This window comes from Geobacillus sp. Manikaran-105 (assembly GCF_002809955.1).
Taxonomy (GTDB): domain Bacteria; phylum Bacillota; class Bacilli; order Bacillales; family Anoxybacillaceae; genus Geobacillus; species Geobacillus thermophilus.
Genome location: NZ_PIJG01000032.1, coordinates 76,691 through 93,342, shown reverse-complemented (window position 1 = coordinate 93,342; position 16,652 = coordinate 76,691). Strand labels below are relative to the sequence as shown.

At 53.6% G+C, this 16,652-nt stretch carries 17 protein-coding genes and 1 pseudogene; 12 read left to right on the top strand and 6 right to left on the bottom strand.

The annotated features are described in order from the left end of the window. Positions 1-83 precede the first annotated feature (83 nt). The 3 genes and pseudogenes from CV945_RS10885 to CV945_RS10875 form a co-directional block, all read right to left on the bottom strand. Positions 84-257 (bottom strand): annotated as a pseudogene (locus tag CV945_RS10885) (MFS transporter); the annotation flags it as partial. A 16-nt stretch (positions 258-273) separates the two neighbouring features. Continuing rightward, entirely contained in the window at positions 274-1,065 is a 792-nt protein-coding gene (gene fdhD / locus CV945_RS10880) for a formate dehydrogenase accessory sulfurtransferase FdhD (RefSeq protein ID WP_050368230.1), read from the bottom strand. A gap of 261 nt (positions 1,066-1,326) precedes the next feature. Further along, complete coding sequence (locus CV945_RS10875) at positions 1,327-1,674, bottom strand: Na-translocating system protein MpsC family protein (RefSeq protein WP_100659752.1); 348 nt, start codon at positions 1,672-1,674, stop codon at positions 1,327-1,329. Positions 1,675-1,942: 268 nt separating this feature from the next. On the opposite strand from CV945_RS10875, the gene fdhF reads away from it, so the two are divergent. The 5 genes from fdhF to CV945_RS10850 all read left to right on the top strand — a co-directional run bounded on the left by fdhF (position 1,943) and on the right by CV945_RS10850 (position 7,126). Next, positions 1,943-4,906, top strand: a complete 2,964-nt coding sequence (gene fdhF, locus CV945_RS10870) for a formate dehydrogenase subunit alpha (RefSeq protein ID WP_100659747.1) — start codon at positions 1,943-1,945, stop codon at positions 4,904-4,906. Further along, the gene (locus CV945_RS10865) at positions 4,899-5,387 is read left to right on the top strand and encodes a helical membrane plugin domain-containing protein (protein WP_033009885.1); all 489 of its coding nucleotides are present in this window, start codon (positions 4,899-4,901) and stop codon (positions 5,385-5,387) included. Before fdhF ends, CV945_RS10865 begins: the two co-directional genes overlap by 8 nt. A gap of 247 nt (positions 5,388-5,634) precedes the next feature. Continuing rightward, positions 5,635-6,615, top strand: coding sequence for a metal-dependent hydrolase (locus tag CV945_RS10860; protein ID WP_100659746.1), 981 nt, complete (start codon positions 5,635-5,637; stop codon positions 6,613-6,615). Positions 6,616-6,731: 116 nt separating this feature from the next. Next, entirely contained in the window at positions 6,732-6,893 is a 162-nt protein-coding gene (locus CV945_RS10855; RefSeq protein ID WP_033009883.1) for a small, acid-soluble spore protein K, read from the top strand. Positions 6,894-6,964: 71 nt separating this feature from the next. Next, complete coding sequence (locus tag CV945_RS10850) at positions 6,965-7,126, top strand: YpzG family protein (protein WP_071880153.1); 162 nt, start codon at positions 6,965-6,967, stop codon at positions 7,124-7,126. Between the two features lie 80 nt (positions 7,127-7,206). On the opposite strand, the gene CV945_RS10845 is transcribed toward CV945_RS10850, so the two are convergent. Next, positions 7,207-7,545 (bottom strand): YfhH family protein, encoded by a 339-nt coding sequence (locus CV945_RS10845; protein ID WP_033009882.1) that lies wholly within the window; start codon positions 7,543-7,545, stop codon positions 7,207-7,209. Positions 7,546-7,547: 2 nt separating this feature from the next. Then, the gene (gene recX / locus CV945_RS10840; protein WP_100659745.1) at positions 7,548-8,375 is read right to left on the bottom strand and encodes a recombination regulator RecX; all 828 of its coding nucleotides are present in this window, start codon (positions 8,373-8,375) and stop codon (positions 7,548-7,550) included. A 93-nt stretch (positions 8,376-8,468) separates the two neighbouring features. On the opposite strand from recX, the gene CV945_RS10835 reads away from it, so the two are divergent. The 4 genes from CV945_RS10835 (at position 8,469) to CV945_RS10820 (ending at position 10,720) form a co-directional block, all read left to right on the top strand. After that, a complete protein-coding gene (locus CV945_RS10835; protein WP_100659744.1) occupies positions 8,469-9,362 on the top strand; it encodes a TIGR01777 family oxidoreductase in 894 nt (297 codons plus the stop codon). Between the two features lie 268 nt (positions 9,363-9,630). Then, positions 9,631-10,185 (top strand): GNAT family N-acetyltransferase, encoded by a 555-nt coding sequence (locus CV945_RS10830; protein ID WP_100659743.1) that lies wholly within the window; start codon positions 9,631-9,633, stop codon positions 10,183-10,185. A 131-nt stretch (positions 10,186-10,316) separates the two neighbouring features. Continuing rightward, a complete protein-coding gene (locus CV945_RS10825) occupies positions 10,317-10,445 on the top strand; it encodes a YfhE family protein (RefSeq protein ID WP_078172606.1) in 129 nt (42 codons plus the stop codon). A gap of 89 nt (positions 10,446-10,534) precedes the next feature. Then, positions 10,535-10,720 carry a YfhD family protein gene (locus CV945_RS10820; protein WP_033009876.1) on the top strand — a complete coding sequence of 62 codons (186 nt, stop codon included), beginning with the start codon at positions 10,535-10,537 and terminating at the stop codon, positions 10,718-10,720. A gap of 53 nt (positions 10,721-10,773) precedes the next feature. On the opposite strand, the gene CV945_RS10815 is transcribed toward CV945_RS10820, so the two are convergent. After that, the gene (locus tag CV945_RS10815) at positions 10,774-11,604 is read right to left on the bottom strand and encodes a glycosyltransferase family 8 protein (protein WP_033009875.1); all 831 of its coding nucleotides are present in this window, start codon (positions 11,602-11,604) and stop codon (positions 10,774-10,776) included. Between the two features lie 181 nt (positions 11,605-11,785). Here CV945_RS10815 and CV945_RS10810 point away from each other — a divergent pair, with 181 nt between their 5' ends. The 3 genes from CV945_RS10810 to CV945_RS10800 all read left to right on the top strand — a co-directional run bounded on the left by CV945_RS10810 (position 11,786) and on the right by CV945_RS10800 (position 16,611). Beyond that, positions 11,786-13,798: a penicillin-binding transpeptidase domain-containing protein gene (locus tag CV945_RS10810; RefSeq protein WP_100659742.1), complete on the top strand. Its 2,013-nt coding sequence runs from the start codon at positions 11,786-11,788 to the stop codon at positions 13,796-13,798. Between the two features lie 320 nt (positions 13,799-14,118). Continuing rightward, positions 14,119-15,300 (top strand): CaiB/BaiF CoA transferase family protein, encoded by a 1,182-nt coding sequence (locus CV945_RS10805; RefSeq protein WP_100659741.1) that lies wholly within the window; start codon positions 14,119-14,121, stop codon positions 15,298-15,300. A 111-nt stretch (positions 15,301-15,411) separates the two neighbouring features. After that, on the top strand, positions 15,412-16,611 hold the full coding sequence (locus tag CV945_RS10800; protein ID WP_100659740.1) for an acyl-CoA dehydrogenase family protein: 1,200 nt from the start codon (positions 15,412-15,414) through the stop codon (positions 16,609-16,611). Positions 16,612-16,652 lie beyond the last annotated feature (41 nt).

Here is a 16,652-nt window from a genome sequence, read left to right as displayed (position 1 = left end):
TTATCGGATTTGAAGTGGCACTAGACGGTATATTGTTAGCTTATTCCCTGGTTACACTTGGGCTAGTTGAGCGCTAAAGCTCAACTAGCACCACGGGTTAAAAATAAGATGGCAATGCTGAACGTGAGCGCCACTTCCTGATCGAACCATCCAAACAATTGTTTTAACGGATTGGTGAAATTGCTCCACGCATAAACAGACCCAATCGAAATATGAACGCCGACAGCCGATAACGCAATGAGCCAACGGTTTTTCACAGCCTCTCCTCCCCTTTTACCCGATGATGATCCGACTCTCATGCGTATACACGTTAAACGCCTGCCCGCGCAAAAAGCCAACGACGGTTATGCCGAGTTCATCCGCCAAATCCAAGGCCAGCGTCGTCGGCGCCGATTTTGAGAGCAGGACGCTCACTCCCATTTTCGCCGCCTTTAACAGCACTTCCGATGAAACGCGGCCGCTGAATACAATGAGCTTGTCTTTCATCGCAACTTGATGACGCAGGCAATAGCCATACAGCTTATCGAGCGCGTTATGACGCCCGATGTCAGAGCGAATCACGACCATCTCATCCGGTGTGGCGAGCGCGGCGTTGTGAAGACCGCCCGTCGCCGCAAAGTCCGTCGACCGCTCGTGCAGCGCTTTCATGAGGCGAATGCAGTCATCCGCCTTCACCGTGATGCCGCCGACGATCGTTTTCGCCGTTTTCGCATCGTTGTAAAAATAAAACTGCCGACTTTTTCCGCAACAAGAGCCGATGAACCGCTTGGCATAAAACTGTTTGGCCGGCAGTCCGCCCGCGGCGAGTTCGACATAAGCAAAGCCCCGCTCCCCATCAATGGTCATCCCTTTGATGTCACTGCACGTCCGAATGACTCCTTCCGAGGCTAAAAATCCGATTACCAATTCATCTAGATGCGCCGGCGTGCAAACGATGGTGGCGAACTCCTCGCCATTGACCATGACCGTCAACGGAAACTCAAGCGCAATCTCATCTTCCTCCTCAGCCAACTGGCCGCCATCATATCGAACGATCAGCCGCCGTTTCGACGCAAACCCGCTCACCTTGCCATTCCCCCTTTCCATGCAAAATAAAACCGCCGCCTTCCGGACAAGAGGACACACTCGCCCCCTGTCAGCGAAAAGCAGCGGTAGTTTGCGCCCAGCACTTCTGCAGCGAAACCAACGCACATCCGTTTCCGAAACCTGCCTGCCAAGCGGCAAAACCGTTTAGCCGGCGAGGCTTCCACTATTTTCATCGTGCTAACTATTCATAAGCATATCACGAACAGCAACGAAAAACAATTGTTTTTGTTCACAAAATCGTCACAATTCAATCGGCTTCTCAAAAACGAAAACGGACACCGCCATATCTTCTTCCACTTTAATATCGCTGAACAAATAGAGCAGCTTCGAACCGACAAGCTCTTCCATGCCGTCCGGCACGTGCTGGACGTACACATCTTGGATCATTTTCGTTCTCGCCGCATGCACCATCTCCCGTCCCTCCGGCGTGCGGGCGATAAATTTCTCCGTCGGCGTCAAATTGCCGTGCAAAATCGTAATCGCCAAATTGTCGACAAAATACGTTTTGATCCGCTCGGGCCCTTTGCCAAACAGCTGTTTGCGCACTTTACGGACAATATCATTAAACGCGGCTTCCTTTTTTGACATCTGCCTCCCTCCTTTCACCAGCGCCTGAAAAACTTCTTGCGAATCCATTGTGTTCTCCATCCGGCCATACTATAATAATAATAAATCATAGCAAACGTATACACAGTGGAAAAATAATAAGGCCGAACGCCACCTTGTTATTTTTCTACGATTCTAGCAGACGCTGGATTGGTTGTTTAGTACCGCCATGCTAAAGAACTACTCCACCACGATGAAGCACGATTCTCATCGCTGGTGGGGTTTTTATTTTGCGAAGGAGGAGCGATCGATGGAAGCGCAACTCGTGACAGTGACCATTAACGGTCGTCCGTACCGCGCCAAAGAAGGGATGACCATTTTGGAAGTCGTCAATGAGCACGGCATCCCGCATCCGCAAGTTTGTTACACGCCGGAGCTTGGCGCCATTCAAACGTGCGACACGTGCATCGCGGAGGCGGACGGAAAACTCGTGCGCGCCTGTGCGACGCCGGTTGAGGACGGCATGACCGTCGAACTCGGCTCGCCGCGGGCAAAAGCAGCGCAAAAAGAAGCGATGGACCGCCTGTTGGAAAATCATCTCTTGTACTGTACGGTTTGCGACAACAACAACGGCAACTGCAAGCTCCACAACACCGCGGAAATGATGCAAATTGAACATCAAACGTATCCGTACCGGCCAAAAGTCGACCCGTCCGAGGTGGACATGTCGCATCCGTTTTACCGCTACGACCCGAACCAATGCATCGCCTGCGGGCAATGCGTAGAAGCGTGCCAAAACTTGCAAGTGAACGAGACGCTGTCCATTGACTGGAGCGCCGAGCGGCCGCGCGTCGTCTGGGACGGGGGCGTGCCGATCAACGAGTCGTCGTGCGTCAGCTGCGGGCATTGCGTCACCGTCTGTCCGTGCAACGCCTTAATGGAAAAATCGATGCTCGGCGAAGCCGGATTTATGACGGGGCTGGACAAAGACGTGCTCAATCCGATGATCGATTTCGTCAAAGAAGTGGAGCCGAATTACACCGCCATTTTCGCCGTTTCCGAAATTGAAGCCGCCATGCGCGAACAACGGATCAAAAAGACGAAAACGGTTTGCACGTTCTGCGGTGTCGGCTGTTCGTTTGAAGTGTGGACGAAAGGGCGGAAAATTTTAAAAATCCAGCCGGTTTCTGAAGCGCCGGTCAACGCCATTTCGACATGCGTCAAAGGGAAATTCGGCTGGGATTTCGTCAACAGCGAAGAGCGCCTGACGAAACCGCTCATCCGCAAAGGCGACGTCTTCGTCGAGTCGACATGGGACGAAGCGCTCGACCTCGTTGCCGAAAAATTGGGCGCGATCAAGCGGCAATACGGCGGCAACGCCATCGGGTTTATTTCGTCATCAAAAATTTCCAACGAAGAAAACTATTTAATGCAAAAACTGGCGCGGCAAGTATTTGAAACGAACAATGTCGACAACTGTTCGCGCTACTGCCAATCGCCGGCAACCGACGGCCTGTTCCGCACGGTCGGCATGGGCGGCGACTCCGGCACGATTCATGACATCGCTTCTGCAGGTCTAGTCATCATCATCGGCGCCAACCCGGCGGAAGGGCACCCGGTCATCGCCACCCGCGTCAAACGGGCGCATAAACTGTTTGGGCAAAAACTCATTGTCGCGGACTTGCGCCGCAATGAAATGGCCGAGCGGGCTGATTTGTTCATCCGCCCCAAACAAGGAACCGACCAAGTATGGCTGATGGCCGTGACGAAATACATCATCGACCAAGGCTGGCACGATGAGGCGTTCATTCGCGAACGCGTCCATTTCTTTGAAGAGTTTAAACAATTGCTGGAAAAATATACGCTTGATTATGCCGAACAAGTCACCGGCGTCGCCAAAGCCGATCTCATCCGCATCGCCGAAATGATCCATGAAGCGGACGGCACGTGCGTCCTCTGGGGCATGGGGGTCACGCAAAACACAGGCGGCAGCGACACATCGGCGGCGATTTCCAACTTGCTTTTGGCAACCGGCAACTATGGCCGTCCAGGGGCGGGCGCGTTCCCATTGCGCGGTCATAACAACGTCCAAGGGGCGTGCGACATGGGGTCGCTTCCAGCTTGGCTGCCGGGCTACCAACATGTGACCGATGATGCGGCGCGAGCAAAATTTGAAAAAGCGTACGGCGTCCGCATTGATGCGAAACCAGGCCTTGACAACATCCAAATGCTCGAAGCGGCCGAGCGCGGCGAACTGAAAGCGATGTACATCGTCGGCGAAGACATGGCGCTCGTCGACTGCAACGCCAACCACGTGCAAGAGACGTTGGCGAAACTTGATTTTGTCGTCGTCCAAGACATTTTCTTATCCAAAACAGCGCAATTTGCGGATGTCATCTTGCCAGCGGCGCCGAACTTGGAGAAAGAAGGAACATTCACGAATACCGAGCGCCGCATCCAACGGTTTTATCAAGCGCTCGAACCGCTCGGCGATTCAAAACCGGACTGGTGGATCATTCAAGAAATCGCCAAACGGCTTGGCGCCGATTGGCATTACGCCGGTCCGAAGGAAATTATGGATGAAATCGCCAGCCTCGCCCCGCTGTACTCGCAGGCGCACTATGACCGGCTCGAAGGCTGGAACAGCTTATGCTGGGGCAGCTATGATGGCGCCGATACGCCGCTGTTGTACAAAGAGCGGTTCAATTTCCCGGACGGCAAGGCCCGCTTTGCGCTGGCTGATTGGGTCGAACCGGCGCAATATCCGGAAGAGTACGATTTGCTCGTCAACAATGGCCGGCTGCTTGAACACTTCCATGAAGGAAACTTGACGTACAAATCAAAAGGCATCGAGCATAAATTCCCAGAAGTGTTTGTCGAAGTATCCCCTGAACTCGCCAAGGAACGCGGCATTGAAGATGGGGCGCTCGTTCGGCTCATCTCGCCGTACGGCCGCGTCAAAGTGCGCGTGCTCGTCACCGACCGGGTCAGAGGCAACGAGCTGTTTTTGCCGATGCATTCAATGGCCAATGAGAGCGCGATTAACATTTTGACCGGACCGCAAACCGACCATCGCACGAATACGCCGGCCTACAAACAAACGCGGGTGCGCATGGAAGTGATCGAACGCTCGGGAGACACGCCGTTGCCGCGCACGAATCCGCGCTTTAAACAGCGCCATCCGCAAAACGGCGTTGAAGTCGAGCGGAAATGGCAGCGCCGCGACTACGTGCCGCTCACAGACGAGGAAAAAGGGGTGAAAGTCGGTGGCTAAACCGATTGCCACGATTCAGAAACGCCAGATGAACGAAGAAGAAAAGCGGTCCGAAGCGCTCGCAAAGCTAAAAGCAGCGGTCGGCGACAGCGAAGAAGCAGTCCGCGAACTATTGGACGTCATCGAACAGCTCCACGAAAGCGGCTTGCTTGAAGCAGCCAGCGCTTTGTTAAAGTCGCGCGAAAAGGTGGCCAAAATCGTGGTCGGCCAACTCAATCAAAAACCGGTGACGACGATGATCAACCACGCGTTCGCCTTGGCTGGCCTCGCCTCTTCGCTCGATCCAGAAAAAACGGCCAAATTGCTTGAGCATATCGCCGAAGGCGCCATGGAGGCGTACGAACAGACAGCTGTTGAGACGAAAAAGATCGGGCTGTTTGACCTGTTGAAGGCGCTGAACGATCCTGATGTCAACCGCGCCATTCGCTTTTTCCTGTCCGCGCTTAAAGCGATTGGCCAGCGGCTTGGAGCTGACAACTGAAACCTCTTCTTCCAAAACTAACAGCGTCCTGTGCAAAAGCAGGGCGCTGTTTTGTTTGCCAAAACACCATCCGTTGCAGGCTTGCGTCGGCAATGAATTTTAGTGATTCCGCCCCTCCCAGCTGTCGGCGTCGTATGATACAATAGCCATACCGTTGTTTGCCCCAACTGGACAAGAGAACGGTTATTGGCCCGACCCCGGGCGGGATATACTAACAAACGACGCTGACAAAGGAGGCGCCTTCACGTTGGATACAGGCACACATGTTTTGATGGGAGTGGCGCTCGGCAGCTTAGCATCGCTCGACCCCGCCATTGCCCATGACCCGTTTTTATCCCATGCCGTATTGATTGGCACGCTCTCCGGATCACAGGCACCCGATATCGATACGATTTTAAAGTTGCGCAATAACGCCAAATATATTCGCAACCATCGCGGCATCACCCATTCGATTCCCGCCGTTGTCATTTGGCCGCTGTTGATCGTCGGCATCATGGCCGCCGTCTATCCGGAAACGGACTGGCTCCGCGTTTGGCTTTGGACGTTTGTGGCTGTTGCCTTTCACGTGTTTGTCGATATTTTTAACGCTTACGGGACGCAAGCGCTGCGCCCGTTCACAAAAAAATGGATCGCCCTTGGCGTCGTTCATACGTTTGACCCAGTTATTTTTGCGCTTCATTTACTCGGCGTCGGCGCCCTGTTTCTCAACGTCCACCCCGGTTATGCGTTTCTCGTCGTTTATGCGCTCGTGGCCGCGTATTATGTGTTCCGCTTCCGCGAGCAAGCCAACATTAAACAGCTCGTGCACGCCTCTATACAAGGAGTGACGGACATCATTACTGTGCCGACGTGGCGGCCGCGCGAATGGCATTTAGCCATTTCAACCTGCGACGAATTTTACGTTGCCCGCGTCAAACACGGCGAGCTCATCATCCTCGACCGCTTCCAAAAACGGCCGCTTCCCGACCACCCGGTGATCAACGCCGCCAAGCGCGATGAAAACGCCGCCGCCTTTTTGTCGTTTTCCCCGGTGTACCGTTGGGAAATGAACGAATACGACGACTATTATGAAGTGCGCTTTACTGATTTGCGCTACCGGAGCAAAGGATACTATCCATTCGTGGCCGTCGTTCAGCTAGACCGCAACCTCAACATTGTCAGCTCATACACGGGCTGGATGTTCAGCGAAGGAAGGCTGCGGAAAAAGCTCGAGGTGACGCCAAACTGACAGAGCGGCTTGTTTTGATCCCAACAATTTGCACACATAAGCGCCCCCCTTCGTTTCATAATAAGAATACGTGTTGGCCATCCAACACGAGCTCGCCTCAAAAGGGGGAATGGGCCGTGCGAAATAAGGAGCGCAACTTCCCGAACCAAAACAACAACAAGCTCGAAGGCGAGCCGCGCGCCAAAGCGGAATACGCGTCCAAGCGGGCTGACGGGACGACCAACACTCACCCACAAGAGCGGATGCGCGCTTCAGGCAAGCGCAGCGACTTCTTCTAAAGAGAGAAAAACCGGGGAGCATGGACACATTCGCCTGCTCCCCGGCACATTCAGCAGCGAGGTGAACGGTCATGGGTCACCATCGGCGCAAAAAATTTTATGACAACTTTTACTCGAATCCGTTCCAGCAGCCGTGGGCCAATCCGAAACACGCTCATTCGCAGGTGAACGGTGAAACGCAGCAAACGCTCGACCTCATCATTTTAGAGCGGCAGACGCGCAAGCAGTCGTAGCGAAAAAACTTAGGGGTTGTTCCCCCTAAGTTTTTTTCTTTCGACTCGCTTTCCGTCTGGTTGCAAACTGAGCCCGCCTGTCATGAGGAGGGCAAATTCGGCTTGCGGAGCAGCGAAATCGGCAACGCTTCTTCCTCCCCGTTTCCTTTCAGCCGCCAGCCCCAGGCAAACACTCCTTTTAAATAGCGAACTTTGAAATATTCCCCAGGTGCTCCTTCAATTTCATAAATCTCTCCCGGGGGAAAATCAGCAGGGTTAAGCATATACGCTTTCGCCATGGCCATTTTTCGCTCATAGACAGCATATTCATTCACCATGCCCATCTGCTCCGCCTTGCGCGCTTTCTCAGCCAACACGGCGATTTCCCGCTGCAACTCCTCTTTCGTCATCTCGCTATACCGTTTTTGGTCCTCTCTCATGGTCACGATCCCCCTTTTTGGTTTTCACCGCTGCCTTGCCCGCGCAGCCATTCATCGATCAAGTCGAGTGAAAACCCTTTCCGATAAAGGGCTTGGCGCATCTTTTGCTCATAAAGCGACCGCGGGTGGTGCGCATAACGGCGGTGCGCTTTCTCCGCCTGAACACTGAGCGCCGCCCGTTCTTCTTGTTCAGTATGAGCGCCGCCATCCGCCAAAACGGCGGCAATCACCTCATGCGGAAACCCTTTGCGCATCAGCTGCTGCCGCACCCGTTCCAAAAACGCGCGAGCCGATTCAGCCCGGCGCTGTTTTTTCGCTTTTTCGTAAAGCGAGCGGGCGATGGCCATCTGTTCATCCAACGTATACTCCGCCAAACTCTGCTCGATCAAGCAGCCCAAAACACCGAGCCGTTCCAGTTCAGCGCGGATGAGAAGCGGCCCTTTCGCCGCCGTCTTTTTTTGCGTGCGTACGTAAGCGGCGGCAAACGCCTCGTCATCGACATACCGCTCGGCGCGAAGTTTTTTGAGCACTTCATCAATCACCGAATCCGGAGCGCCTTTTTTTCGCAAGTGTGCGGCGACCTCATGCTCCGAACGCATCCGGTGCGCCAAAAAGTAAAGCGCCTGTTGATACGCCTTTTTCACCTCATCGGCATACACAATATGTTGAAGCAGGTCGTCGCTGATCTCCAGCCCTTTTTTCAAGCGGAATTGAAGCAATACATCTTGATCAACTGTCAATCTCAACGACGGTGCGCCGTCACGGTGCACGACAATCCAAAATCGTTCAGCATTTTGTTCGGTTGCGACAATGTCGGCAATCGTTCCCATTGTTTGTCCCCCTTATCTTTTATGGTATCATAAGCAGGAACTTCTGACACCAAAAGCGAAGTCATAAAATAAACCAATGGAAGGGGAATCAAGATGCGCATCGCCATCAATGGCGGAACCGGGCTGATCGGCCAGGCGCTCGCCCGCCATTTTTCCGATCAAGGACATGACATCTACATTTTCACCCGCTCTCCGAAACCTTCAGAAGACCGGATTCACTACCTTTCCTTCGACGATAACCGGAAGCCGGCCGCCATCGACGTGGCCGTGAATTTGGCTGGAGAGCCGCTCAACCGAAAACGTTGGACGGCAAAGCAAAAAGAGGTGATTGTTAACAGCCGCCTCCGGGCAACGGAGGCAATGGTGAACTACATTCGCTCGCTGTCCGAACGGCCTATCTTATTCATCAATGCCAGCGCCATCGGCATTTACGGCACTTCGGACTCCGCGACATTTACGGAACAAACAGCCGATTACGGCAGCGATTTTCTCGCCAAGACCGTTCAGGCGTGGGAAGCAGCAGCGAGCCCCATCGAACAACTCGGCATCCGCACCGTCTACGCTCGCTTTGGCGTCGTGTTTGCCCGACATGGCAGCGCCTTGCCGATGATGGTCATGCCCTACCGTTTGTTCATCGGCGGCCGGGTCGGCAGCGGACGGCAATGGCTATCGTGGATTCATCTTGAAGACGTCGTGCGCGCAGTCTCGTACATCATCGAACACGAGGAATTGTCCGGCCCGATCAATTTCACCGCTCCCCATCCTGTGCAAATGGACGAGTTCGGTCGTACGGTCTCCCGCCTGCTTCGCCGCCCGCACTGGCTTCCGGTTCCCGCCTGGGCACTTCGCCTTGTCCTCGGCGAAATGAGCATGCTTGTTGCCGAAGGGCAACGCGTCATTCCGGAAAAGCTGCTGCAAGCTGGGTTCCGCTTTTCGTTTCCAACGTTAGAAGATTGTCTCACGGATTTGTTTTTGCCGCAAGGCTGACAAAAAATATCCAAAAAAAATTAACAAAAAAGCAATTCCCTTTTTTCATCTAATCGTGTATGATAAAGAAGACTTCAGGGCAGTTGTTGTTCATAACCGCATACGGACAGGAATAAGGGGAAGGCAAATGGTGCGCCACCAGCGCTCGCGCTGGTTCTAGTGGGTTCGATTCCCACCCCGAAATTTTTTTAACGATGTTTTTATAAAAAAATTTCGAGGGTGGTTTCCCGCTAGGAGGCTGCCCTCGGGACTAAAGGAGGGATTGGCCATGCTGAAAAAACGCGAGCTGCAAGACTGCCATGCGCTGTACGAGCTGATGGTGCACCCGGACGTCTTCCCTTTTGTGCGCCAAAAAGCCGGCTCGTACGAGGAGTTTTTGTTCATGACGAAACAGCTCATTGAGGCGGAAGAACGAGGCGAGCTCATTTCGCGCACGATTTTGGACGAATGGGGAAACCCGATCGGCACGATCAGCCTCTTTGACATTCAAGATGGCGCCGGCTTTTTAGGAACGTGGCTTGGCAAACCGTACCACGGGCGCGGCTACAATCAGCGCGCCAAGGAAACGTTTTTCCACGAACTGTTTTATGAGCTTTCCATCGAAACAGTATTTTTGCGCATCCGCAAAGTCAATGTTCGCTCGATCAAAGCGGCGGAAAAACTGCCGTACGTCACGCCGGCCAACGAAACGCGGCGGGCGCTGCTCGAGCAAATCGGCGCGGATGTATACAATTTGTACGAAATTACAAAAGACAACTACACGCTTTATACGATGCGCCATCCCTCCTTTACGCTGGAAAAGGAACAACGAAAAGAAGCGTAAGCGCGGAAGGACGCATGACGATCGAAAAAGAGGCTGTCCGTTCGGACATCCTCTTTTATTTATGCATAAAAACGGCTGGCCTCGTCCAAAATGGAACTAAAGGCATATCATGCAAAGCGAGGGAACGAGCGATGGCGGAAAAACGAAAACGTGAAAAAGTGAAGCATACGTTGACAAGCGCCCAAGAAGTAAGCTATGCCCGCGATTTTAAAATGGCGGACCAAGCGGGCGGTTACACTGCCAAAAAAGCGCGCCATTAGAAATGATTGCTATTTATATGGCGGCGCCGTCCATGCCATGCTAATGAATGAATCGTACGATTCACACTTCTTTATAGGGGGCATGGACGATGGGCCGATCTCGCGGACAACGGACGCGCGACAAAAACAAGGCAACTTTGCCGCAGGTTCCCAAACAATTGAAATCTGACGGCATTGACGTCGAATATTCGGCGGAATTTGCCGACCATGAAGACCTCGAGGCGCAGGCGCGCGCGGCCGCTGCTGGCATCCGCCGGCAAGAGCGCAAACGGTAACGGAAAGAGGTGTCCTTTCAATGGGACACCTCTTTCCTGTGCAGACCGCACCGTTATGTCGCCGCCTCCCCCTCCGGTTCGAGCACTTGGCTGTATCGCCTGTAAAAGAGGCCGAGCTCCCCTTTGTAATTGTCTTTCCACGGTTTTTCTTTGCCGCAATAATGAATAAAGACGGTGTTTTCCTCGATCCACGCCAAATTATGTTTTGGGTTGGGCAACAGCTGCAAAAAATCGTAATAACGGGCATCATAGTTGTAACGGTAGCCATCGACCGGTTTGATTTTGTCCCAATACAGCCCGTTGAGCACATCTTGGTCAGGAAGGACAAGCTTAAACCGGTTGTCGCGGATAAACTGGTAAATGTCCGCGAGCCGGACGTGTTCGCGCATCGCCGCGATGTTCATCATCATGACGCCCGTGTTGAAATAGCCTTTCGCGTTCGGCGTTTTCAAGCGAAGTTTGTTGAACAAATTGGCCACTTTGGTCGAATGCGTATGCTCGGCGGCGATAAACCAGTTCCCCTCAAAGTCCATCTCATACAGCTCATCGATCGGATTGATGGCGACAATGTCCGGATCCAAGTACAGCACCCGGTCGACATCGGGCGGAAGAAACAAATGCGCCGCCAGCCGGTAGTACATCTCGGCCGTATAGTGGCGAAACACCGGAGCGTCATGAAACAGCTGCGGGTCGACATAAATTGGCACCAGTTCATGCCCTTGCTTGCGAACGAAATCACTAAGCGCCCGGATCTCCTCCTCCGCAATGCGCGAATAAAGCAAATAAAATGTAAACGGGCGCCGGTTATTGCAAAATAACGAATGCATAAGCACTTTCAGCGGTGGAAGATAATTGGCGTCTGCCGTCACTAAAATGCGGAACATGCATCATCACTTCCTTTGCGTCATCGTTTCCCCTTTCTCTACAATTATATCTGAACGCAGGCAAATGTTGCCCCCCTTTTGGCCTTGGACAGCAATGTTTTCCTATCATCCTTTTCGTTGGATCATATTTCCTGTCCATGATATAGTAGAAAGAGAACAGAAAAAGGGGGATTGGAAACATATGGGGAATGTTCGTTGGGTGTTGGCTCTCATTTCGTTTTTAGCAATCACACTTTTCTCCTGCAGCAAACCGCCATCGCCGCACGATGCATTAAAAACGTACACCTCCTACTGGACGAAACAGCAATTTGCGAAAATGTACGACATGCTCTCAGAAGAAACGAAAAAAACAGTCGGCAAAGAGCAATTTGTTGACCGCTATAAAAAAATTTACGGCGACATCCAGGTGTCTCACTTATCCGTTGCCCCAGTCCCTGTTCAAACTGATAAAAAAGACGGTGACAAAACGGAAATCTCCTTGCCGTTTTCCGTAAAAATGGACACAGTTGCCGGGCCCGTGCAGTTTCGCCACGAGGCAAAGCTTGTCAAAGAACAATCCAATGACAAAGAACAATGGCGCATAAAGTGGGATCCGTCTTATATTTTCCCACAGCTTGGCCCCAATGACAAAGTGCGGCTGAACATCACGCCGGGAAAACGGGGAGAAATTATCGACCGCAACGGCCAGCCGCTTGCCATGAACGGTACGGCATATGAGATCGGAGTAATTCCAGGGCAAATGGGCGACAATGCGGAAACCATCAAACAGAAGCTTGCCTCGCTGCTTGGCGTTTCGCCCGAAATAATTACAGAAAAGCTAAACGCGCCTTGGGTGCGTCCCGATTATTTCGTACCGATTCAAAAGGTGTCGAAAACGGATAAGCGGGTTGAGGAAGCTCGCCGCATCCAAGCCGTCGCCGTTAAAGAAACGCCCGAACGGGAATATCCGCTTGGCGCAGCAGCCGCTCATTTAGTCGGGTATGTGGGCACGATCACGAAAGAAGAATGGGAGGCAAAGAAAGATGAAGGCTACTCACCAACCTCCCGGATTGGGAAACGCGGTCTTGAGGAGCTTTGGGAAGGGCGACTGCGCGCCCATGACGGAGCCCGCCTTTATATCGAAAAAGCGGACGGATCGACCGTGACCATCGCAGAAACAAAGCCGAGAGACGGCGAAACGATTGCGGTAACGATTGACGCCAAAGTCCAGCAGGCCATTTACCGCGAAATGAAAGGTCGCGCCGGCACAGCGGCGGCCATCCATCCGCAAACGGGAGAAATTTTGGCACTTGTCAGTTCCCCGTCGTTTGATCCAAACCGGTTCGTGCTCGGCCTTTCATCATCGGAATACGCAAAATGGCAAAATGACCCGCTCCGCCCGCTCGTTAACCGCTTTGCTGCGACCTATGCACCGGGATCAGCCATCAAACCAATTATTGCCGCCATCGCTCTTGAACAAGGCGCCATCACGCCAAAAGAAACAAAAACGATTCACGGCCGACGTTGGCAGCCGGATCGTTCATGGGGCAACTATTTCATCACCCGCGTCCACGATGGACCGGAGCGCGTCGACCTGACCAAAGCCCTTGTTTACTCTGATAATATCTACTTTGCCATGGCCGGCCTCGAGCTCGGCCCGGAACGGATGGAGTCCGGCCTTCGCTCATTCGGGTTTGGAGAAAAGCCACCATTTCCGTACCCAATTCCGGCGTCGCGTTTTTCCAATAGCGGGAGCTTGAAAACGGGACCACAACTGGCCGATACTGCCTATGGACAAGGGGAAATGCAAATGAGCATTCTTCACCTTGCCGCTGCCTACACCCCGTTTGTAACGGGAGGTGATTTGCTTCAACCGGTGCTCGAAAAAGGCCAACCGAAAACCGTCTGGAAACAAGGCGTCATCTCCAGCCAGACAGCCGCCATCGTCGCCGGCGATTTAGTCCGTGTTGTCGCTGATCCGAACGGAACGGCTCATGATGCTTACATCAAATCTATTCCGCTTGCCGGCAAAACCGGGACCGCCGAGCTGAAGCAGGAAAAAGGAACACAAGGAAAGGAAAATGGTTTGTTCGTTGCCTACCCGGCCGACCGCCGTGATCTGTTGCTTGCCCTGTTGATCGAAGGGGTGGAAAACGACGGCGGCAGCCGCTACGCCGTCAACGCAGCGAAGCGCATCTTTACTTCCCTCCACTAGCCGATTAAGGCTGGCGGATGTTTTTTATACAAGTTAGATTATTTACAATTATCAAACAATATTTTATAATAAATGTATCGAGTCGTCTCCTGCCCGCTTCACCGCCCGGCAGATCAGACGGCTGGCATCACTGTTCATTGACTTCGCTATCCGTCACGGCAGCATTCATCGCTATGTTTGCCTTCCATATTATTGAAAAAGAACTGTGCGGCCTGACGGCATTTCCGCGCCGGAATGCCTTCTCAGTCCGTTCAAGCCGGTTCCTGTCTTTACCTTGCCTGGGAACCGGCTTTTTGCATGTCAGGAAAGGGGGGAAACGAATGGCGGGAGCGCTTGATGGCGTGCGCGTCCTTGACTTGTCGCGCGTATTGGCGGGCCCGTATGCGACGATGATTTTAGGCGATTTAGGGGCCGATGTCATCAAAATCGAAGCGCCGGGCGGGTCGGATGACACCCGGTTTTGGGGGCCGCCGTTCCAAAATGGGATGAGCGCCTACTACACGGCCGTCAACCGCAACAAGCGAAGTGTAACCGTCGATCTAAAAACAGAACAAGGGCGGGAAACCGTTCGCCGTCTGGCGGAGACAGCCGATGTCGTCATCCACAATTTCAAAACCGGGACGATGGACAAATGGGGGCTTGACTATGAAGCGCTGTCCCGCCTCAACCCGCGCCTCATCTACTGCTCGATCACCGGGTTCGGCGAAACCGGTCCGCTCGCTTCGCTTCCCGGCTACGACTACATCATTCAGGCGATGAGCGGCTGGATGAGCATCAACGGCACCGCGGACACCGGCCCGCTCAAAGTGGGAGTGGCCGTCACCGACGTGTTTACAGGGTTGTATGCGGCCATCGCCGTCGAAGCGGCGCTTTTGGCTCGTGAAAAAACGGGGCGCGGACAAAAAATTGATTTATCGCTCTTTGACTGCGCTGTCAGTGCATTGGTGAATGTGGCGGCGAACTACTTAATGTCAGGTGACATTCCGCAGCCGCTTGGCAATGAGCATCCGAACATCGTTCCGTATTCAACGTACGAGGCAAGCGACGGTCCGATCGTCATCGCCGTCGGCAATGACCGGCAATTTCAGGCGCTTTGCTCGCTATTGTCCGACCGCTCGATCGGGTCTGACCCGCGTTTTCAGACAAACCCAGGCCGCGTCGCCCATCGGGACGAACTAAACCGGCGGCTGAATGAAGAAATCAAGCGGCGGACGCGCGCCGAATGGCAGCGCCTTCTCGCTGAAAAAGGGATCCCGTGCGGCCCGGTGCAAACGATGGACGAACTGTTTCGCCATCCGCAAACCAACGCGCGTCATATGACGGTCACCATGCACCACCCAACCGTCGGTCCGCTGAAACTTGTCGCCAGCCCGCTCAAGCTGTCTGGGACACCGGTCTCCTACCGGCTGCCGCCGCCGCTCGCCGGCGAACATAACAACGAAGCCGAAACCAGGTGGCAAAACGATCCAGAAGCCGAAGGCAACGATAACGAATCGCCATAACCAACGCGAAGACAAAGTTTCTGGAAACGGCCGGCTGAACGCCCGCCAGTGCACTGGCATGCAATGGCAACCGCCTTTACACAACAACGGATGCATAGGGGGATGGAAACGATGATGAACTTCGACTTTACACCGGAACAAGAAATGCTCCGGCAAACGGTGCGCAAATTCGTCGACAAAGAGATCATGCCGTATATCAAAGAATGGGACGAACGCGGCGAATTCGACCGCAACATTTTCAAACGGCTCGCCGAGCTCAATTTAATGGGAGTGTGCATCCCGGAAGAATACGGCGGCATGGGCATGGACTACAACTCGCTCGCCATCGTCTGCGAAGAGCTTGAGCGCGGCGATACGGCGTTTCGCACCGCCGTGTCGGTCCACACCGGACTCAATAGCCTCACTCTTTTGCAATGGGGAACTGAGGAACAAAAACAAAAATACCTTATCCCGCAAGCCCGCGGGGAAAAAATCGGCGCGTTCGGCCTCACTGAACCAAACGCCGGCTCGGACGTCGCTTCGATCCAGACGACCGCTGTCCGCGATGGCGATGACTATATTTTAAACGGACAAAAAACGTGGATTTCCCTCTCTGATATCGCTGACCACTTCCTTGTGTTCACCTATACGGACAAATCGAAAAAACATCGCGGTATTTCCGCCTTTATCGTCGAACGGACGATGCCCGGCTTTTCGTCGCGCCCGATCAAAGGGAAGCTTGGCATTCGTTCCGGAAACACTGGCGAGCTGTTTTTCGACAACGTCCGCGTCCCGAAAGAAAACTTGCTCGGGGAAGAAGGCGAAGGATTCAAAATCGCCATGTCCGCGCTTGACAACGGCCGTTTCACCGTCGCCGCCGGCGCCGTCGGCCTCATTATGGCGTGCTTGGAAGCCAGCGTCAAATACTGCCATGAACGAAAAACGTTCGGCAAAGAAATCGGCCGCCATCAGCTCGTCCAGCAAATGATCGCCCGTATGGAAGCCGGCCTGCAAATCAGCCGCCTGCTCGTGTACAAAGTCGGCTTTTTGAAAAACGAAGGCCGCCGCTGCACGCGGGAAACATCGCTCGCCAAATGGATCGCCTGCGATTACGCCAACAAAGCGGCTGACGATGCGGTCCAAATCCACGGCGCCTACGGCTACTCGAACGAATATCCGGTCGAGCGCTACTTGCGCAATTCGAAAGCGCCGGTCATTTACGAAGGAACACGGGAAATTCATACGATCATGCAGGCCGAATATGTGCTCGGTTACCGCCAAGACAAACCGTTGCGCAAAACGCTGCCGGCATGGCGGCCAGCTGAAAACTGAATCACGAACGAAATCATGGGGGGCCAAACCGCTGAGCCGCA

Coding starts and splice junctions, on each gene's coding strand:
- CV945_RS10875 (WP_100659752.1), bottom strand. CDS start 1,674: ATGTCAAAAAAGGAAGCCGCGTTTAATGATATTGTCCGTAAAGTGCGC.
- fdhF (WP_100659747.1), top strand. CDS start 1,943: ATGGAAGCGCAACTCGTGACAGTGACCATTAACGGTCGTCCGTACCGC.
- CV945_RS10850 (WP_071880153.1), top strand. CDS start 6,965: ATGGGTCACCATCGGCGCAAAAAATTTTATGACAACTTTTACTCGAAT.
- CV945_RS10845 (WP_033009882.1), bottom strand. CDS start 7,545: ATGAGAGAGGACCAAAAACGGTATAGCGAGATGACGAAAGAGGAGTTG.
- recX (WP_100659745.1), bottom strand. CDS start 8,375: ATGGGAACGATTGCCGACATTGTCGCAACCGAACAAAATGCTGAACGA.
- CV945_RS10835 (WP_100659744.1), top strand. CDS start 8,469: ATGCGCATCGCCATCAATGGCGGAACCGGGCTGATCGGCCAGGCGCTC.
- CV945_RS10830 (WP_100659743.1), top strand. CDS start 9,631: ATGCTGAAAAAACGCGAGCTGCAAGACTGCCATGCGCTGTACGAGCTG.
- CV945_RS10825 (WP_078172606.1), top strand. CDS start 10,317: ATGGCGGAAAAACGAAAACGTGAAAAAGTGAAGCATACGTTGACAAGC.
- CV945_RS10820 (WP_033009876.1), top strand. CDS start 10,535: ATGGGCCGATCTCGCGGACAACGGACGCGCGACAAAAACAAGGCAACT.
- CV945_RS10815 (WP_033009875.1), bottom strand. CDS start 11,604: ATGTTCCGCATTTTAGTGACGGCAGACGCCAATTATCTTCCACCGCTG.
- CV945_RS10810 (WP_100659742.1), top strand. CDS start 11,786: ATGGGGAATGTTCGTTGGGTGTTGGCTCTCATTTCGTTTTTAGCAATC.
- CV945_RS10805 (WP_100659741.1), top strand. CDS start 14,119: ATGGCGGGAGCGCTTGATGGCGTGCGCGTCCTTGACTTGTCGCGCGTA.
- CV945_RS10800 (WP_100659740.1), top strand. CDS start 15,412: ATGATGAACTTCGACTTTACACCGGAACAAGAAATGCTCCGGCAAACG.